General features: G+C 41.0%; 15 protein-coding genes. 8 read left to right on the forward strand and 7 right to left on the reverse strand.

From position 1 onward, the window contains the following. Positions 1-649 precede the first annotated feature (649 nt). Positions 650-1,840 (reverse strand): choice-of-anchor tandem repeat GloVer-containing protein, encoded by a 1,191-nt coding sequence (locus FD723_RS01215; RefSeq protein WP_179063734.1) that lies wholly within the window; start codon positions 1,838-1,840, stop codon positions 650-652. Positions 1,841-3,279: 1,439 nt separating this feature from the next. Here FD723_RS01215 and FD723_RS01220 point away from each other — a divergent pair. The 5 genes from FD723_RS01220 to FD723_RS01235 all read left to right on the forward strand — a co-directional run bounded on the left by FD723_RS01220 (position 3,280) and on the right by FD723_RS01235 (position 6,401). Further along, on the forward strand, positions 3,280-4,695 hold the full coding sequence (locus FD723_RS01220) for a substrate-binding domain-containing protein (protein ID WP_179063735.1): 1,416 nt from the start codon (positions 3,280-3,282) through the stop codon (positions 4,693-4,695). Positions 4,696-4,823: 128 nt separating this feature from the next. Continuing rightward, entirely contained in the window at positions 4,824-4,946 is a 123-nt protein-coding gene (locus tag FD723_RS42320; protein WP_256875007.1) for a hypothetical protein, read from the forward strand. Positions 4,947-4,958: 12 nt separating this feature from the next. Continuing rightward, entirely contained in the window at positions 4,959-5,108 is a 150-nt protein-coding gene (locus tag FD723_RS01225; protein WP_179063736.1) for a hypothetical protein, read from the forward strand. A 421-nt stretch (positions 5,109-5,529) separates the two neighbouring features. Then, entirely contained in the window at positions 5,530-5,958 is a 429-nt protein-coding gene (locus FD723_RS01230) for a hypothetical protein (RefSeq protein ID WP_179063737.1), read from the forward strand. A gap of 209 nt (positions 5,959-6,167) precedes the next feature. Then, positions 6,168-6,401 carry a DUF3134 domain-containing protein gene (locus tag FD723_RS01235; protein ID WP_179063738.1) on the forward strand — a complete coding sequence of 78 codons (234 nt, stop codon included), beginning with the start codon at positions 6,168-6,170 and terminating at the stop codon, positions 6,399-6,401. 367 nt (positions 6,402-6,768) lie between these two features. Here FD723_RS01235 and FD723_RS01240 read toward each other — a convergent pair whose 3' ends face one another. The 3 genes from FD723_RS01240 to FD723_RS01250 all read right to left on the reverse strand — a co-directional run bounded on the left by FD723_RS01240 (position 6,769) and on the right by FD723_RS01250 (position 9,094). Next, positions 6,769-8,061, reverse strand: a complete 1,293-nt coding sequence (locus FD723_RS01240) for a murein transglycosylase A (protein WP_179063739.1) — start codon at positions 8,059-8,061, stop codon at positions 6,769-6,771. 476 nt (positions 8,062-8,537) lie between these two features. After that, on the reverse strand, positions 8,538-8,906 hold the full coding sequence (locus FD723_RS01245; RefSeq protein WP_179063740.1) for a hypothetical protein: 369 nt from the start codon (positions 8,904-8,906) through the stop codon (positions 8,538-8,540). Continuing rightward, positions 8,903-9,094 (reverse strand): hypothetical protein, encoded by a 192-nt coding sequence (locus FD723_RS01250; RefSeq protein WP_179063741.1) that lies wholly within the window; start codon positions 9,092-9,094, stop codon positions 8,903-8,905. Before FD723_RS01250 ends, FD723_RS01245 begins: the two co-directional genes overlap by 4 nt. Before the next feature lie 91 nt (positions 9,095-9,185). On the opposite strand from FD723_RS01250, the gene FD723_RS01255 reads away from it, so the two are divergent. Both FD723_RS01255 and FD723_RS01260 read left to right on the forward strand, forming a co-directional pair. Continuing rightward, the gene (locus tag FD723_RS01255) at positions 9,186-9,431 is read left to right on the forward strand and encodes a hypothetical protein (RefSeq protein ID WP_218651863.1); all 246 of its coding nucleotides are present in this window, start codon (positions 9,186-9,188) and stop codon (positions 9,429-9,431) included. Next, positions 9,428-9,625 (forward strand): hypothetical protein, encoded by a 198-nt coding sequence (locus FD723_RS01260; RefSeq protein ID WP_179063743.1) that lies wholly within the window; start codon positions 9,428-9,430, stop codon positions 9,623-9,625. Before FD723_RS01255 ends, FD723_RS01260 begins: the two co-directional genes overlap by 4 nt. 44 nt (positions 9,626-9,669) lie before the next feature. On the opposite strand, the gene FD723_RS01265 is transcribed toward FD723_RS01260, so the two are convergent. Then, positions 9,670-10,077 (reverse strand): hypothetical protein, encoded by a 408-nt coding sequence (locus FD723_RS01265; RefSeq protein ID WP_179063744.1) that lies wholly within the window; start codon positions 10,075-10,077, stop codon positions 9,670-9,672. A 384-nt stretch (positions 10,078-10,461) separates the two neighbouring features. Beyond that, positions 10,462-11,808 (reverse strand): proton extrusion protein PcxA, encoded by a 1,347-nt coding sequence (locus FD723_RS01270; RefSeq protein ID WP_372743779.1) that lies wholly within the window; start codon positions 11,806-11,808, stop codon positions 10,462-10,464. 88 nt (positions 11,809-11,896) lie between these two features. Here FD723_RS01270 and FD723_RS01275 point away from each other — a divergent pair, with 88 nt between their 5' ends. Then, positions 11,897-14,071, forward strand: a complete 2,175-nt coding sequence (locus FD723_RS01275) for a recombinase family protein (protein ID WP_179063746.1) — start codon at positions 11,897-11,899, stop codon at positions 14,069-14,071. Positions 14,072-14,255: 184 nt separating this feature from the next. Here the strand turns inward: FD723_RS01275 and FD723_RS01280 are convergent, their stop codons facing one another. Then, positions 14,256-16,229: a response regulator gene (locus FD723_RS01280; protein WP_179063747.1), complete on the reverse strand. Its 1,974-nt coding sequence runs from the start codon at positions 16,227-16,229 to the stop codon at positions 14,256-14,258. Positions 16,230-16,233: the final 4 nt, after the last annotated feature.

Consider the following 16,233-nt stretch of genomic DNA (forward strand, 5'->3'; position numbering starts at 1 on the left):
ACATGCTTTAACATGATTGTTAATCAAATTACGAACTTGTAGTAAAGTTCTATATTCTACATCAGTATTATGAAGTTAAGTTAACATCATATTAAGATTTATCTAAAACTAAATATCTCTGATTTGAAAAGCTAGTACCGCAAGGCGGAAGTCAACTTAAGCTGGAAATAGCTTAAGTTGACTTCCATACCCGCCCGGAAATAAATTTCTTTGGCTTTTAGCTTAAGTCTGCTGAAGTAGACTGGAGATTTTTGGCGATATTTAGTCATCTTCAGATGACTTTAGCGATGAGACGGGAATTTCAATTCCCGGCGGACAAGCGGTTTCACCTTAAGTTGACACCAATGGGCTTGAACCTTCCCCCAAAAATGTTAATCGCCCACAAGGGCGGGGCTTGAAACCCTCAAGGCTTTGTAAAATTAGGCCGATTCTTCTTCGGAGACGCTACGCAAACAGACATGAAAAAGAGATGCATATTTTCGAGCATCAAGTGCCACAAGAAATAATGCATCCTTACTTCAATCCCTAGAGAACTTGTCAAGAAATATCGCTCTCTATAGAGTGGATATTTGTGAATATGCTCAAGAAGACTTTAATTATTGTCGAAAAATGGTGAACGTTCAAATTTACGTCCTACCATTTTTTGGCACTAAATTACAAACTTAAACACAGTTCCTAAATTAGAAGTACCGCCAAAAGAGGCAGTACCGTAAAAGGCACCATTCGATAGCTGAATTAGCGTTGACTCAGGCGTTGCCCCATTAGTGCCATTAAAACTAGTTAAGCTGGTGATGGTTGCGCCAGTCAGCTGATAGATAGCTCCTTTGTTATTTGCCCCACCAGTAGAAGCTGTGCCATAGAAATTACCATTGCTTGCTTTGATGAGTGCAGCTGTTGGGTTAGCCCCATTAGTACCATTAAAACTAGCAACTAAAACAGGTGTACCACCACCAATTGGAACCTTAAAAATAGCTCCCTTATTGTTGGCTCCTCCTAGTTTAGCTGTGCCGTAGAGAAATCCGGTAGATTCAATTAATCCAGACTGCGGATTTGCCCCATTGGCGCCACTAAAGCTATATGAAGTTAGTATTCCGGCGGGAGTTAACTTGAATACAACTCCTTTAGCACTTGCTCCACCAGCAGAAGCACTGCCATAGTAGTTTCCATCGGTAGCCAGTTGCAATCTTGCCAATGGAGTTGCTCCATTAGTGCCACTGAAGCTTCTGACGATGGTGAGTGCGCCGGTAGTAGGCGAAACCTTGAATATAGTTCCTTTATTACTAGCTCCACCTGTAGAACTTGTCCCCCATAAATTGCCATCAGCACCCGTAATCAGTCGGCCTGCTGGATTAGCCCCATTCGCGCCTGTAAAATTTACAAGAGTTGTCAGGGTTGTAAAAGCTGTTTGTGCCAACTTAAACACAGTGCCGAGGTTACTTGTACCACCTATAAAGGTTGCGCCATATAAATTACCATCGGCTGCTTGGAATAATCTAGCAACTGGATTAGTCCCTTTGTTGATTCCAGATGTTCCGGTGAAGTTTATCAGTGTGGTTAGAGTAGTGTAAGCAGTAGGAGTTAACTTGAATGCAGTTCCTTTACCAAAAGTGCCACCAGCAGAAGTAGTTCCATAAAGATTTGCATCAGTACCATTACCCTTCAGTACCCCTGCTCTTGGTGTAGCTCCATTAGTGCCATTGAAATTTACAACAGTAGTCAATGTTGCAGCAAAGGCTTGTTGGAAAGGTAGAACTAATGAAGAAGTCAAAACAGTTAGGGAAGCTAAAATCAATACCCTATTTTTGTTCTGACGTTGTTTGTACAGATTCATTTTATTCATTGAGTACCTCAAAAAAGTTTAGTGGAGAAAGAATCGTAGCTAGTTCTAATAGATTTTGTGATGCTTGCGACAAACGACTAAATACCAATTTGAAAAACGATCTCTATACATATAGGTTGGGAAGCTGCCATCGTCAAAAAATTTGCTCGGCTTCCATGCACAACGCCCCTTCTTCTTACTTTGGGAAAAGTGAGTGGCGTTGCAAGTAACTTTTGAGGGATGAAACCCAACACCTGAAAATCTTCAGGCAAAATTTTCAGGTGTTGGGTTTAACTCCATAGCCTACAAAATATTGCTACAACTCAACCTATGTATTGAGCGCATTTTTATCTAAAAGTTGATATAATTTCTCAACTTATGCACTAAAAACTAGTGCATTAAATTAGGCATTAGTGAGAAGATGCCTAAAATGTTGGTATAGCCAATATTTAAAAAGGACTCAGAAAGCCTTTTTCTATCTACATCACAAAACCTTTACTAGCACTAAGTCACTAATGTGAATGACACGATTAATGATTTCGTTACGACGTAGCATAAACCACTATTTATTTTTTTTGATGTCGTGAAAAACACAAAAAACAGTGGAAAATCCACATTGTTGGCAGAAATAGCCATTAAATGGGATTTTGTTTTAATCCATATAGTGTGCTTTTTGTCAAGAAAAATGATGCCTTTAGTAAATTATATTAAATGCCGATTAAAACCTCTAGAAAAATCTCAATAAGCAAAATCATATATATGAAAGTTGCAGATTTTACTCTGGCGAGAGTAATAAAAACACAATGAAAACCATTTTGAAATTACTGCTAAATTCCAGAAATATATTTATTTTTTAATCATTCCATAATGTAATCATGATTTGAGCTTTACCTTCAGACTATAGTGTTGATTTCGTTGGCATAATTTAACAGCTATTAGCTATAGCAGTCCTACAAAGATTCGTGAAATATTGACTTTCTTTACTTCGCAATCAGCGGTAGTTTGTAGCAAACTGCTGCATATCTACATTAAAGAAAGTAATTTTCATAATTCAGATAAAATTGCCATGCCAAAAAAGTAAGTGGCTAAAATTAAACATAACTTTTTAGAAGGAAAATAAGAGGCTAAAAATGGGAATTGAGGCATGATTCATAGTACCTACTAGCCATTTCCTGAAAAACAAAGTTACTAATTGTTTATTTATGCAAACTTACATCAGATCAAAAATGTAGAGTTATTAGCTAGCAAATGATTATGTTTTTGGGTGTATAAGCTTGAAGGCTTTGCCTCTAATTTGCTCTACATTTTTCAGAGTTTTGTGCAAACTTTTGATTTATTGATACCCCTTTTAAGGCACAAGTAGATTGTGCGTACTAAAAGGTGATTTTTCATCGTTAGTTTGACACTTGATTTGGCTTTGATGGGGTGTTGAATCAGAAATTAACTTCAAGGAGCTTGACATGACTTTTTATTGCGATCGCCAATTAAATAAATTGGCAAGTTCAATTACTGTACTAGCCCTGGCAACTGGTTTAGTAGTAGGTCAATCTGCTGCTCAGAAATCTCTAGCTCAGACCTCCACAACTCCCCCCCCAGCTGGAGTCACCTCCATAAATGGTGCAGGTGCAAGCTCTATAACTACCTTGCTTATAGGTACTGGAACTTCCTATCCTCTTGCGCCGAAAGACTCATGGTTTAACGCTTACGGTGTTGGAAATCCTCCATCCCTCAATAACAATGTACCCCCAGCCCTAGCCGGATTTCCAAACGGAAGCTATGGCCCACTCACGACATTATCCACATTCAGATATGCTTCCATTGGTAGTGGTGCAGGGCTAACAGCCTTTTTCAATCAAACCGTGCCACCAGTACCACCTAATACTGCAACTATCTTAGCCCCAATCTCTTTTGCTGCTACTGACGACCCTGTATCAGGAACAGAAAGAGTGGTTGGCAGTCCCAACGATGTTCCCACCCCCGCAGGCACACCCCAAAACCCTGTTCCATACATTCAAGTGCCTGTGATTAGCGTCGGAATCGCCTTAGCTTACAACCCCACTGGTCTAACTGTACCAACAGGTGGAATCAAGCTTTCACGAGCTACTTACCTGGGTATTCTTAACGGCACCATCACAAATTGGAATGCTCCCCAAATTAAAGCAGATAACGGTGGCGTAGCAATTTCAGCAAATAAGCCCATTGTTGTAGTGCGTCGTAGTGACGATAGTGGTACCACTTTTGCTTTAAGCGCTCATCTCAAAGCGGCATTTGGTGCTACGTGGAACAGAGGAGTTGGTAAAAAAAGTATTGCTCAACCTGCTGGTGGTATACCCAATCCACTACCAGCCGATACAGTTGTTTGGCCAGCTAGCTTCCAATTCGCTTCAGGAGGTGGAGGTGTAGCCACTAAAATCAAAACTACTGCTGGTGCAATTGGTTATGTGGATAGTGCTACACGGTTAGCAAATAGTCTGCAAGCTGCTGTCTTAAAGAACAAGGCAGGTACTTACAATGCCATCTCACCAACTACAATTTCAAATGCTTTTGTTGGTGCGACTGACCAAGATACAAATGCTCGGCGGATTAAACTCGTTGTCACCGATCCAGCAGCGGCAAATGCTTATCCGATTGTTACGGCAACTTACCTGCTATTTTATGACAAATACGCAAATGTTAACGTAGCAAATCAGATTAAAGGATTCATCAACTGGGCTTTAGGAGTACCACCGGTTCCAGCACCAGGAACAGATGTGACAATCGACCCGAATGCTATAGCTATAGCTCGTGGATATGCTCCTCTTCCTGCTGGCATTAAAAATCTGTCTCGAGGTCTTGTTAATACTTACGTGAACGATGTTTTTAATGCCGCTCCATAATTGTGTTTTTGGTCTTACAGCAGTTTTCTGTATTTGAACCACATCTATCGTCAGGGCACAGCAATGCTCATTGGCGTCAATTTAAGCTAAAACTCCTTTAAAACCTCGTTTCCAGCCGGAGGCTGGAAATGCTGCTCAAAAGCGGCTCTGCCGCCAGTAAGGGAGGCGGAGCCTCAACGACGGGCATTCCCGGAGACTGGGAACGAGGCAATCTAAAAGCTAGTTCTAGACTTGCTTTCACGTTAAGTTGACACTAATGAGCAATGCTGCACCCCTACCGCGTGGTGAAAATAGCTGTAATTAAATATCTTGGCAAGGATATGAACATGATGCCCCAGGATTATATTTACAATTCTGGGGTTTTATTTAAGCGATGGATGCGATCGCAATCAATATTGAACCTGGAGTTATAACTATTATCAGCAAAAATTCAAGTTATAGTAAATATACTTATCTTATGAAATAATTTAGTACGATTTACAATTATTATTTACTGAATATCTATCGGTCAGAATAGTTAAAAAAGTTCAACCGTTAACTATGTTAAGATTAGATATGTTGAGAAATATTTTCGGCTATGTAACTGATTATTATAGACACTTCTCCGAATCTAAATCTCTACACCCTTTGATTCTGAAGGTGTTTGATGTCAGTTGATGTTGCTAATCTATTCGATGAGAATGAGGTTGAAGATGACGAATTTTAGTTAGCCGAACTATATTGCAATACCCAGTGTGACACTGAAATCTCTAACTATCAAAAAAATGTGCTAAGAAGAACGGACAAGTCTAGTGTGTCACAAAAAAAGACAATATACGGATATTATTTGAGCTTATGTTAACGGATATAATTACCCGTCCTGAGTCCCTAACAGAAGATTGCTTTTTTACTTACGCCCTTGGGACTGATTTGCATGATACGAATTCGACAGCCAAATATTTACGCCGAATTAGAAAAGAAGATAAACCATATATCGACATAGCAGTTTCTCCTAGACCTGGCTATCGGTTTGAGGTTTGCCTTATCCCTGTTGAAGGGTTCGCTCAAGAAACAATTTTGACAAAAGACGGATTTGCCAAAGCGTTAGCGATTATTTGTGCTGTCTCTAACAAAGCTAGAAAGCGATTCCCTTCAGGAAATGGACAAGATATAGTCCGATGTCAATTTAGTAACTTAGCTGATGCAGTAGCCGTAGCAAACAGATTGTCTGCATTACCCTCTGATATGTATGAAACTATCGCCAAGCTACCAAATGCTTTGTGAAATCGTGTTTGCATAAATGGGATTGGGTACTGAGTACTGGGGACTTTTTATTGGGTATCAAATTAAAAAATTATGGTGTAGGCTTGTACCCACTACCAAATTTTAAACAACTTTTTCCCAATACCCAAGGAAAGAAGTGCCGCGACCTGTTGAATGTACAATTTTGATGTATTTGTACGGTAATCTATAATTCAAAGTGAGTTTTTTTTATGCCTACTAGTCCTTTGCGTGAAGAGCCTCGTAACCAACGAGCGCCAGTAATTCGTACAAGTAATGAATTTATTCTTTTGGAATGGCTGAAATCAACTGGTCGTCTAATTGAGCGCGAACATCAAGAATCTGAGTATCTAACTGAAGTAGAAGAAATTTCCGAAATGATAGACCTTGATGATATCCCTTACGATCATGATGATGATGATGGTGATATGGATTTAGAAGCGTAATTCGTAATTCGTAATTTCTATACTGCAAGTATTTCATTGATTTGGAATGGGTGCTTTATTTACGCCGAAAGGCTAAAATTCCCGACTTTTTAGAGAAGTCGGGAATTTTAGTAATTTGTTACACATTTAACTTGCATCATTAGGGCAGGCAAGATGCCCACTCCACAAGAGTTATATAAATTTTAGATATGTGAACTAGATGTGGTTTCAATACTTTTCGGTTAAGTATTTTTAACTCGGAATCGGGTTTGGGGTAAAGGGTACTGGGTTTGGGTTAAAGGTTTTTTCTTTCCCTTTTCCCTTTCCCCTTTTCCCCTTAACCGAGAAGTATTTGGATGTGGTTTAGCTTATTAAAATGCGAGTGTGTTTAATTCTTGGACTTGAGTAATAGATAAAATAATTGTCCATTGCTGACTGTCAAACCAGCGCGATCGCCTGCTATTTTTCCAGTACCTAAAAAATAATCTACTCTACCTGCACCTTTAATTGCACCTCCAGTATCTTGGTCAAGAACATAACGACTAATTATGCGCTCCTCCATTTTTCCGGTAGGATTAACGAAGGGAATGGAAGCACGAATCAATGCTAAAGCACCGGGAGGCATGAGAGATTTATCTGTAGCTATAGAACGCTCTGCTGTTAATGGTACGTTGATCGAACCTTGGGCTGGTTCACCGTGATTTTCTTGAAAAAAAACAAAGCTGCGATCGCGCGGTATATAAATATTTAATTCTTGGGGATGCTTTTGAAAATAGTCGAGAATAATTGGCAGAGTTATACCTTCTAGTGGTAATTTGCCATCATTCACTAATTCTCGCCCAATACTTTTGTAGCTATAAGCGGTGTTACCCGCATAACCGATTGTTGTTTGAGTACCATCGGGAAGCTGAAGTCTCGCCGAACCTTCAATTTGAGCTAGATATGGTTCAAGGCGATCGCGAAACCAAAACAACTCTAATCCTCGCAACTTACCTTTTGCACTTTGCAAACCATCTAATCCTTCCAATTCCTCGCGTGTCGGATGAGGTTTCGGCCAGGAGTTGAAATCAGGAGGTAAGCGATAAACAGGATAGCGATATTCTGTTGTGGGGAAGCGACTGGCTGCGTAAAGTGGTTCATAATAGGCAGTGAATAAAACGGAACCTTTGTTATCTTTACCAACCGACTGGTAAAGAACAAATTCCCGCTCAATGGCTTGATGTAATTCTGTGGCAGAATTAGTTGTTAATAAGAGTTCGCGGAATCTTTGCAAGCTTTTCAAGACGCGATCGCGCGTAATCCCAGCCACCGGATAGTTTTGATAAGCAGCCACAGCATTAGCCGTTTCCAGGTATTGGAGACTACGAGCGATCGCACTTATCAGTGCTTTTTTATCTGGTATTTTTCCATAAATTACTTCATCGAAACAAGAAGCATCATCTTGACAACAAGTAATTGGTAGTCTCTGGATTAATGGTGATTTTTGCTTTTGCAAAAATGCATCTTGATTTTCAGCAGTCAAAGAAACTGGTATATCCCACTTTTTCACCTGACATTCTGGCGAAATAAGTTCTCGATGCGTCAAAGATTGCATCCGCACCAGCAAAATCGACAAAAACACAGGTAAGCTGATAGCAATAATTTTGTTAAATTTTCCTAACCAAGCAAGTGTTTTTTTCATCAACATTCAAAATTTTTAAGATTATCACCCGGACAAAAACTGAACAGCTTGTTAACTTTTCAAATGCGGATGAGTTGTACATCTGTATTAGGAAAGGTAACTTTCCACAAAAATGCGATCGCTCCCTAGAAAAAGCGATCGCTTTGCCAAAACCGATCTACCTGTAGTTGTTGAGGTCAGCAAGCTTTTGTTTTAGCTTCTGTGCCTTATCGCATTCAGAAGATCCCGGCTTAAGTTCACAAAGTTTTGACATGGCACTAAAACCAGTCATATCGCCCATTCTTTTGTTTAAAATTATCCTCTCGTTCCACGCGGCTTGGGCTTTAACAGTTACATATTCGCACTTACTTTTTTACCGATATTTAACTATACAGCCTATGTACTCTTGAGTTAATTGCTCAATCTCCTTTCCTTTTTGTTCTTCCAGTATTTGTAAATCCTCATAACTCAAATCCGAGCTAATGAGCGGTTGTTTACTAGGTGATAGCGATTACGCCCCCTGTGACGAACAGCCAGTGAGAACGCAAACAGCAATCTTTAGGTTGTTGGACTTTTGAGATTAGCGATTTTACATCGGATGAAGCCGGAGACTTTATTGGACTATATGAAACTCGAACAGCCTGACTTTGAAAATCATAGACAACATCAAACACCTTGAACTTGCGCCAAGAATCAGGTTTACCCGTCTCATCTATTGGCAAAACGAGAGTTTCGCCAATTCGAGGCAGCCACTTACAGCTTGAGAATTCAGCGACCATTTTGGTAGAGCCATCGGCACTCCAAACAATACGTAATTTGAAATCTTGAGGATTAGGTGTCAAAAAAGGTGCATTATTTTTCATCATCTTCCCCCACCCAAAACTAAGGAGAGAAGTCCGATGGCGAAATAACACAAAATAACCGAGCCAATAACGCCAAAAGCAATCTTGAGAGACAATTCTTGATTGAACTTAGCAAAATCCTTTCTGAACTCACTCATCTCTTGGCGCAAAGCTACAAGCTCATCAACGGCTGGGTTTGTCTGCTTCGGCAAAATAGGTTTTATCGGTTTCTTGGTTGGATTATTTATGGTTTTGGAATAGGACTATAACTAGCAATCCCAAAAACAACCCGCGTCTAAACACTTGTTGAAAAATTTTTATTTCTCGATCGCGTCTGTTTCATCAAGCAAGAAAATTGAAAATGAGGGAAAATTGGAGCCAACGCCAAAACAATTACAAGCGCTGTATCGCCGATGCGTAGCAGCAAGCAACTTAATGCAGCCAATCAACGTAGTTCGGATGGACGAACGTAGCAAACGAATTTTTGTGTTGATTGGAGAGACAATTGAAGTAGAAATCTTTCCAAATGGGGAGGTATTTGTCAAGTGAACCAAATTAATAATTTTGATGCAATGTCTGACACTGAGTTATTGACTTACGTCAGGACTCATCCGCAGGACACAGAAGCATTTCACAAGTACATGGACAGATTGAGTAAGCGTCCGGGTGTGCTTTGCACCACTGATGAGGAGTTTGAAGCCGAATTACAAAGGCGAATTAATTCTTCACCTGGGCAAGCTTAAGTAGTATAGCAGGAAAGAAAAAATTTTCCTGCTCTGCAATACTTCTATTGTTGCTGTTGCCACCCACGAGCTTTAATAGCTTGGCAGTAATACTTCATTGCTGTGCTGCTAGGAGTGTCCCCATAAGCAGGAATTTCCTTATTTTCTTTCTCCTCGCTTATCTTTTTACCAGTCCGTTTATTGTAGACTCTATGCCCAACTATCCACAATCTTTCATCACCGCATGAAGCATTAAGCATATACTCAAACGTCAAGTCATCCTTAAATTGGTAAATCTTAAGAACGTTTCCAAATTTGCGTTCTTTCTCACCCATAGTCTGAGTATCTAACTTGAACGGATAGCCGTCGCTATCCGTTCCAACAATCAAAAACTGTTCAGCACCCTGAGCCACTGTCGACAAACTCAAAACAATAACACCACTAACAACCGCGCACAATCTTTTCACTAGCATAGCCAATACTGAGTTAAAAATCTTATCTCAGTCTTAACTTTTTTACTTACAGCAGTTTTCATGTATTTGAACCACTCTTATCGTAAAAGCGTAAGGCTTTGCACCCCTACCGCGTGGTCTATTTACCTGAAAATAGCTGTAAAGTAGTGCTATGACAAAGGTACTGAAAAGTAAGCGAAGATTGCGCGATGCTTACGGCGATAACAATGCGTTTAATACCAAAAATAAAACCCAAGAGCGATCACTTTTGACGCACTAGCTTTTGGGTTGAGTTCAAATTCACTTTTATAAAAATTTATCCCACCTCGCTCAAAATCAAAAATCAAAAATAACTTAATTGTTTCACAACACCAAAATTTTTCCCAATCCCCAGCTCCCAGTCCCCTATTCATTCATATTCCGATAAGTCGCAACCGCAGAAGGCGAGATGCGATTCAAATATCGGAAGATCCAATATTTGAAAATGGTATCTAAAATCACCGGAAATGTGGCAATAAATAAGAAGATAAAATCTCTATTTGCTGGTAATCCCCAATGGCGCGATACACCTTCTAGCAGTACTTCCCAACCATGAGGAGAGTGGAATCCTACAAAGATATCAGTAAACAAAATAATGATAAATGCTTTAGCACTATCACTAAGTCCATAGACAATATTATCAAAGAAATCTTTGAGTACAGCAATAGAAGACTTGCTGACTAGCAAAAGCCAGATAAAAGCAACAACCGAGAACATATCTGCAAAAACATTTTTGATCGCACCAGAGCTTTCATGACGAAATTCTTCAGCAAGCTCTATCGCCTTATTTTTCATTTCAGTCTCCAGTTGCTCAGGTAACAGTGGAGGAGCTTTGATAATGAGATTTTCAAACTTGAGCTTTTCTTCATATCTTTGTAATTCTACAAGAGCTTCCTCTTCCATTTCGGAATTGAGGAATATCTGCATTTGCTCTGAGTTTCTAAACCGCTCAATAATTGGGCCGACTACAAAAGATTTTGCTATTTGATGCGTTAAAAGTGGTACGATAATTAATAGTAAAATAAACCTGATAGATATTATTGTTCTTTTTTGAGTCTGACGGAAACTCTGAATTACCTCTTGTTCCGAATTAGGATCTAATTCAACTTGTAGACGACTGATAGTACTTAAAATAGAACGGGGCAAAACGCCTATGGTATCGGTTTTGCGCTTTATTTTTCCTTTGTTATCTGAGTCTTGAGTTGGTATTTTGGGTGGTAATGTTGGAGTATTGACAAGCTGCAATTTGTCGTCAGATATCACAGAGTTAGCTGATAGATTTTGAGGTCTAACTACTAAAGCATTGGAGGTTGTTTGTTCAGAATCTATTGTGTATTTGGATATAACTTGATCGATAAAGTTTAGCTTTTCCAAAACTAAAGAAAGACTTAGATACTCTATACCTGCTTTCTCGGCAGCTTTTTGATTCTCTTCATTTAGAAACCAACGGCTTGCTTTAAACTCCGTCAGGCGCATTCTGGCAATTTTTAATAGCTTGTTGAGGTCTGACTCAAAATAATCCATGACGCTATTACTGTACATGGCTGAGTCAGTGTCTATTTTATTACCATTGAAATGCTTGTTTTCTATTTCCTGAATCTTTAGTGCTGCATCGTAAGCCTCATATAAGGAACGTTCAGGAGTCTGTAAGTACCGCCGATAAGCAGCAAGTAAGAAAGAATAGATTTTTTGACTAAAAACAGAGTTTTTCATTGCAGACAATCATCCAGCATTATTTGGTTGATTATTAACCTTAAGTTAACGCACGAGGTATACTAGCAAATCTACAAGGAGAAAGGTTGTGGTTTCTCATTCGGTTTGGATTGTTGGCACTAGCCGCAGTGGTAAGACGGCTCGCTTGGTAGAGCAATTTTGTAATTGGGTAAAATCGGAAAATCAATATATTGAATCATTTTATACTAAAAAAAGAGGACGTAAAAAAGGTGGTTATGTACCCGAATTTTTATATCTTAAACAAACAGAGCCAGGAGTTTTAGTCTTAGCTGCCAATGATGATAATCGTCGAGAGTTAGGAGACATAATTGTTACATCTACATTGGGTAAATATCCGGTTCGTGCTAAGACACCACTAGGTTTTTTTCAGGATGAAGTTATTTTATTTTGGCCGTTACTAATTAACTCGTTGAACCTGAAGGCACAGTTTCCGGTAAGATTGCGACCAGAAACAGAGCAAGAGTTAGCGACCAAACTCTGGCGTCCCCAATTAGACGAAGAAATTTTACGTATTGCGGGAGTGAATGAATCTCGTTTGGTGCGTCGCATCCTAGACTTATTGCAATTAGCAGCTTACAGTGGTGTACCTTGCGAAGATATTGCCCAGATTTTGGCAAGGGGTTTGGGGGAAAATACCGCAACTTTAGAGCCGGAATTTTTGGCATCTTTGCTGCTAGATTGGCGGAACTGGTGTTTAGAGAGGGGGTTACTAACTTATGGGATTATTACTGAACTTTATAGTCAGCACTTGTTAAGCGATCGCCATTACCAACAGCACCTAACTAAACGCTATCAGGCAGTACTAGCGGATGATGTCGATGACTATCCTAGCGTAGCGCGTCTTTTGTTTGATTTGCTATTAGATCGAGGTGCAGTTGGGGCCTTTAGCTACAATCCCGATGGTGCAGTGCGATTGGGATTGGGAGCAGATCCCAAGTATCTAGAAGGGTTAGCAGAGCGTTGTCGGGTAGAAATATTGAACGGGCCGCCTCTAGAGTCCCTTGGTGAGCAACTCACTAAACAGATGGTGGAATTAATCACAGAACCTATGGTATTGTTGAGTTTACCAAAAACAGTGCATTCAATTCAAACCACCTCCCGTGCCCAATTATTGCGGCAAACAGCCGAGGTAATTTCTAATGCCATCCAATCTCAACAAGTGCAAGCAGAAGAAGTGGCGATTATTGCACCAGGTTTAGATGCGATCGCTCGTTATACTCTAGTAGAAATCCTCGTCAAGCAAAATATCCCAGTAGAATCGCTCAATGACCAACGTCCCCTAATTAGTTCGCCCGTCATTCGCGCCTTACTCACCATGCTGGCACTAGTTTATCCCGGCTTGGGACGCCTCGTAGATCGGGATGCCGTTGCAGAAATGCTAGTTGTCTTGAGTAGGAAGCAACAACTACCAGAAAACTCTACAGACGCGATGAATCGCGTCTCTACAAATATTGATCCGGTACGTGCTGGTTTGATTGCAGATTACTGCTTTGTACCCCATCCCGATCGCCCCAACTTGCTACCAGTGTCAGCCTTTGAGCGCTGGGATCGAATTGGTTATGCAGCGACTACAGCCTACAATGAGATATTAGAGTGGTTAGAACAGCAGCGATCGCAACAAGAACTGCGGTTAATTCCTAGTCCTATTTCCCTTTTAGACAGAGCAATTCAGCGTTTTTTATGGAATGGGAGCAATCTCCCCTACGAACAACTAGCAGCATTGCGGGAATTATTAGAAACCGCCCAACATTACTGGGAAATTGACACCAGATTACGACAAATTACCCCAGCTGAAACAACGCCTCAGACAACTATTATTGAATTCATTCAACTACTGCGACGTGGTACGATTACCGCCAACGCTTACCCTGTGCTACCCATTGGTGGAGCGAGAAAGGCTGTCACCTTAGCAACTATATTTCAATATCGATCTAGTAGGCGATCGCACCAGTGGCATTTTTGGCTGGATGCTGGTTCACCTCTGTGGGCGAAAGGTGGTGCGGCGACTTTGTTCGGTGCGCCGTTTTTCCTGCGAGACAGGTTAGGCGAACCTTGGACAGCAGAAGATGAAAAATTGGCAGAAGAACAACGACTACGAAGGATCTTGACAGATTTACTCTCTCGTGTATCCCAGAGAGTTTATTTGTGTCATAGCGATTTAGCAGTGAATGGACAAGAGCAATTAGGGCCGCTTTTACCTTTAGTGAATGCCTGTGTGACGGTTATTTCTGAGGCTAATTAATTGAGTTTATTTATACACCCTACTGTAACTGATAGCAAGGGACTTCCAAATAAAAAAATATATAACAACTATTTATTGTAGGGTGGGCGTCTCGCCCGCCCAGTCCATAGGGCGGGCAAGATGCCCACCCCACAATATTGGATAATTTATTTCTTGGAGTTCCCAAATCAAAAAATTCAGGTTGCTAAACCGTTACTATCGTCAAAATAGCCTGTATTAATACTTCTAGCTCAATTGGTTTAGAAATATGATGTTGAAATCCGGCGGCTAGTGCTTGTTGTCGATCGATTTCTCCCGCATAGGCAGTCAGGGCGATCGCGGGAATTTCTCCACCTTGTTCGGGCGGCTGCTTTCTAATTTGACGAATTAGGGTGTAGCCATCCATATCAGGCATACCAATATCACTAATTAACAAATCAAATTTTGTTTGCATCAAACTACTCAGAGCATCATGTGCTGAGTCTACTTCAGTCACTTTTGCCCCGTACTGTTCTAGCACGAAGGCAATGAACTCCCGCGAATCTCTGTCGTCGTCTACAAGCAGCGTTTGTAATCCATTGAGATTTAAATCTGAGCGATCGCGATCGGCTGTATTAACCTGATTCAATTTTGAAGCAGCGATCAATGGAAGTTTAACTTTAAATACTGCTCCTTGCCCTTCCCCAGGACTGGCTGCTTGAACAGTTCCGCCATGCAATTCAACCAAATGACGCACAATCGCTAACCCTAACCCCAACCCGCCAAATTTTCGCGTCGTTGTCCCATCGGCTTGGCGGAAGTAGTCAAAGACGTAGGGGAGAAAGTCACCAGAGATGCCCCTACCAGTATCGCTGACAGTGATTTGAGTATATTCCGCAGCACAAGTATCTACTTCATCCTTGATCGTTTCTAACCGCACCTCTACTTGACCACCCGGTGAGGTAAATTTAATCGCGTTAGAAAGTAGATTCCAAACAACTTGTTGCAAACGACCAGAATCACCCAACACTTGTCCAATGTTCGGTTCAAATATTGTTTGAATCTGAATAGATTTAGCTTCAGCAGCAAGGCGCACTGTTTCCAGGGCAGCTTTGATAGTAAAAGTTAGACCGACTGGAACTGTGTTTAAACTCAACTTACCTTGGAGAATACGCGACACATCGAGCAAATCTTCTATTAGTTGTGCTTGCAGTTTCGCGTTGCGCTCAATCGTTTCGAGGGCGTACTGAGTTTTGGCTGCATCCTGATGACTCTTTTGCAGAATTCTTGCCCAACCCAGAATCGGATTTAGGGGCGATCGCAATTCATGAGATAGCACTGCCAAAAATTCATCTTTGATGCGGTTGGCTTGCTGCGCTTGTTCGGTCTGTTGCTGCAAAGAAATCATTAGTTGATTGAGGCGATCGTTTTGCTCTTGCAGCAATGCTTCCGATCGCTTCCGTTCGGTGATATCAGACAAAATGAAAACGGCACCGGTGAGAGTCCCATCCCCATCAATTACTGGATCGATGGTTTTGGCAAACCAGCGTTCTTGAGACTGAAATTCGAGAACTTGCCGTTGGTGAGTTTCTTTGGCACGGCGAAAACAAGTGCCATTGCCGATTCCCAATTTTGCGCCCATCAACTCGTGATGAGCATAACCTAAGATTTCGTCGGAGGGCTTGCAAAAAAGCTGCATCATCGCTCGATTACAGCGCATAATTCTACCTTCTCGGTCTACCAGAGAAACGCCGTCGTTCATGGAGTCAAAGGTGGTTTGCCACTCCCGCGCTGAGGACAAAGCAGCTTCCTCCGCGCGGCGAATTCGCAGCAGCGATCGCACGGTGGCAAGCAGTTCAATTGGTTCAACGGGTTGCACCAGATAAGCATCAGCACCACTATCTAAGCCTTCCGCTTTATCCTGGCTTTGGACAAAACTTGCAGAAAGTTGTAGCACGGGAATAAAAGTCGTTTCCGGGTTTGCCTTAATTTGACGACAGACTTCAAAGCCACTGATATCTGGTAATTGGACATCTAAAATTACTAAGTCAGGCTGAAAGTTAGCAACGGCTTCTAATCCTGTTGCTCCAGTTGCCGCTTCCACGACACTAAAGCCTGCATTTTGCAAAATCCGGTTAACAACGTAGCGATTGGCTTCGTTATCGTCAACATGCAGGATTGTAACCCGTGGCTCAGACATGACT

It is taken from the genome of Nostoc sp. C052 (assembly GCF_013393905.1).
GTDB lineage: Bacteria > Cyanobacteriota > Cyanobacteriia > Cyanobacteriales > Nostocaceae > Nostoc.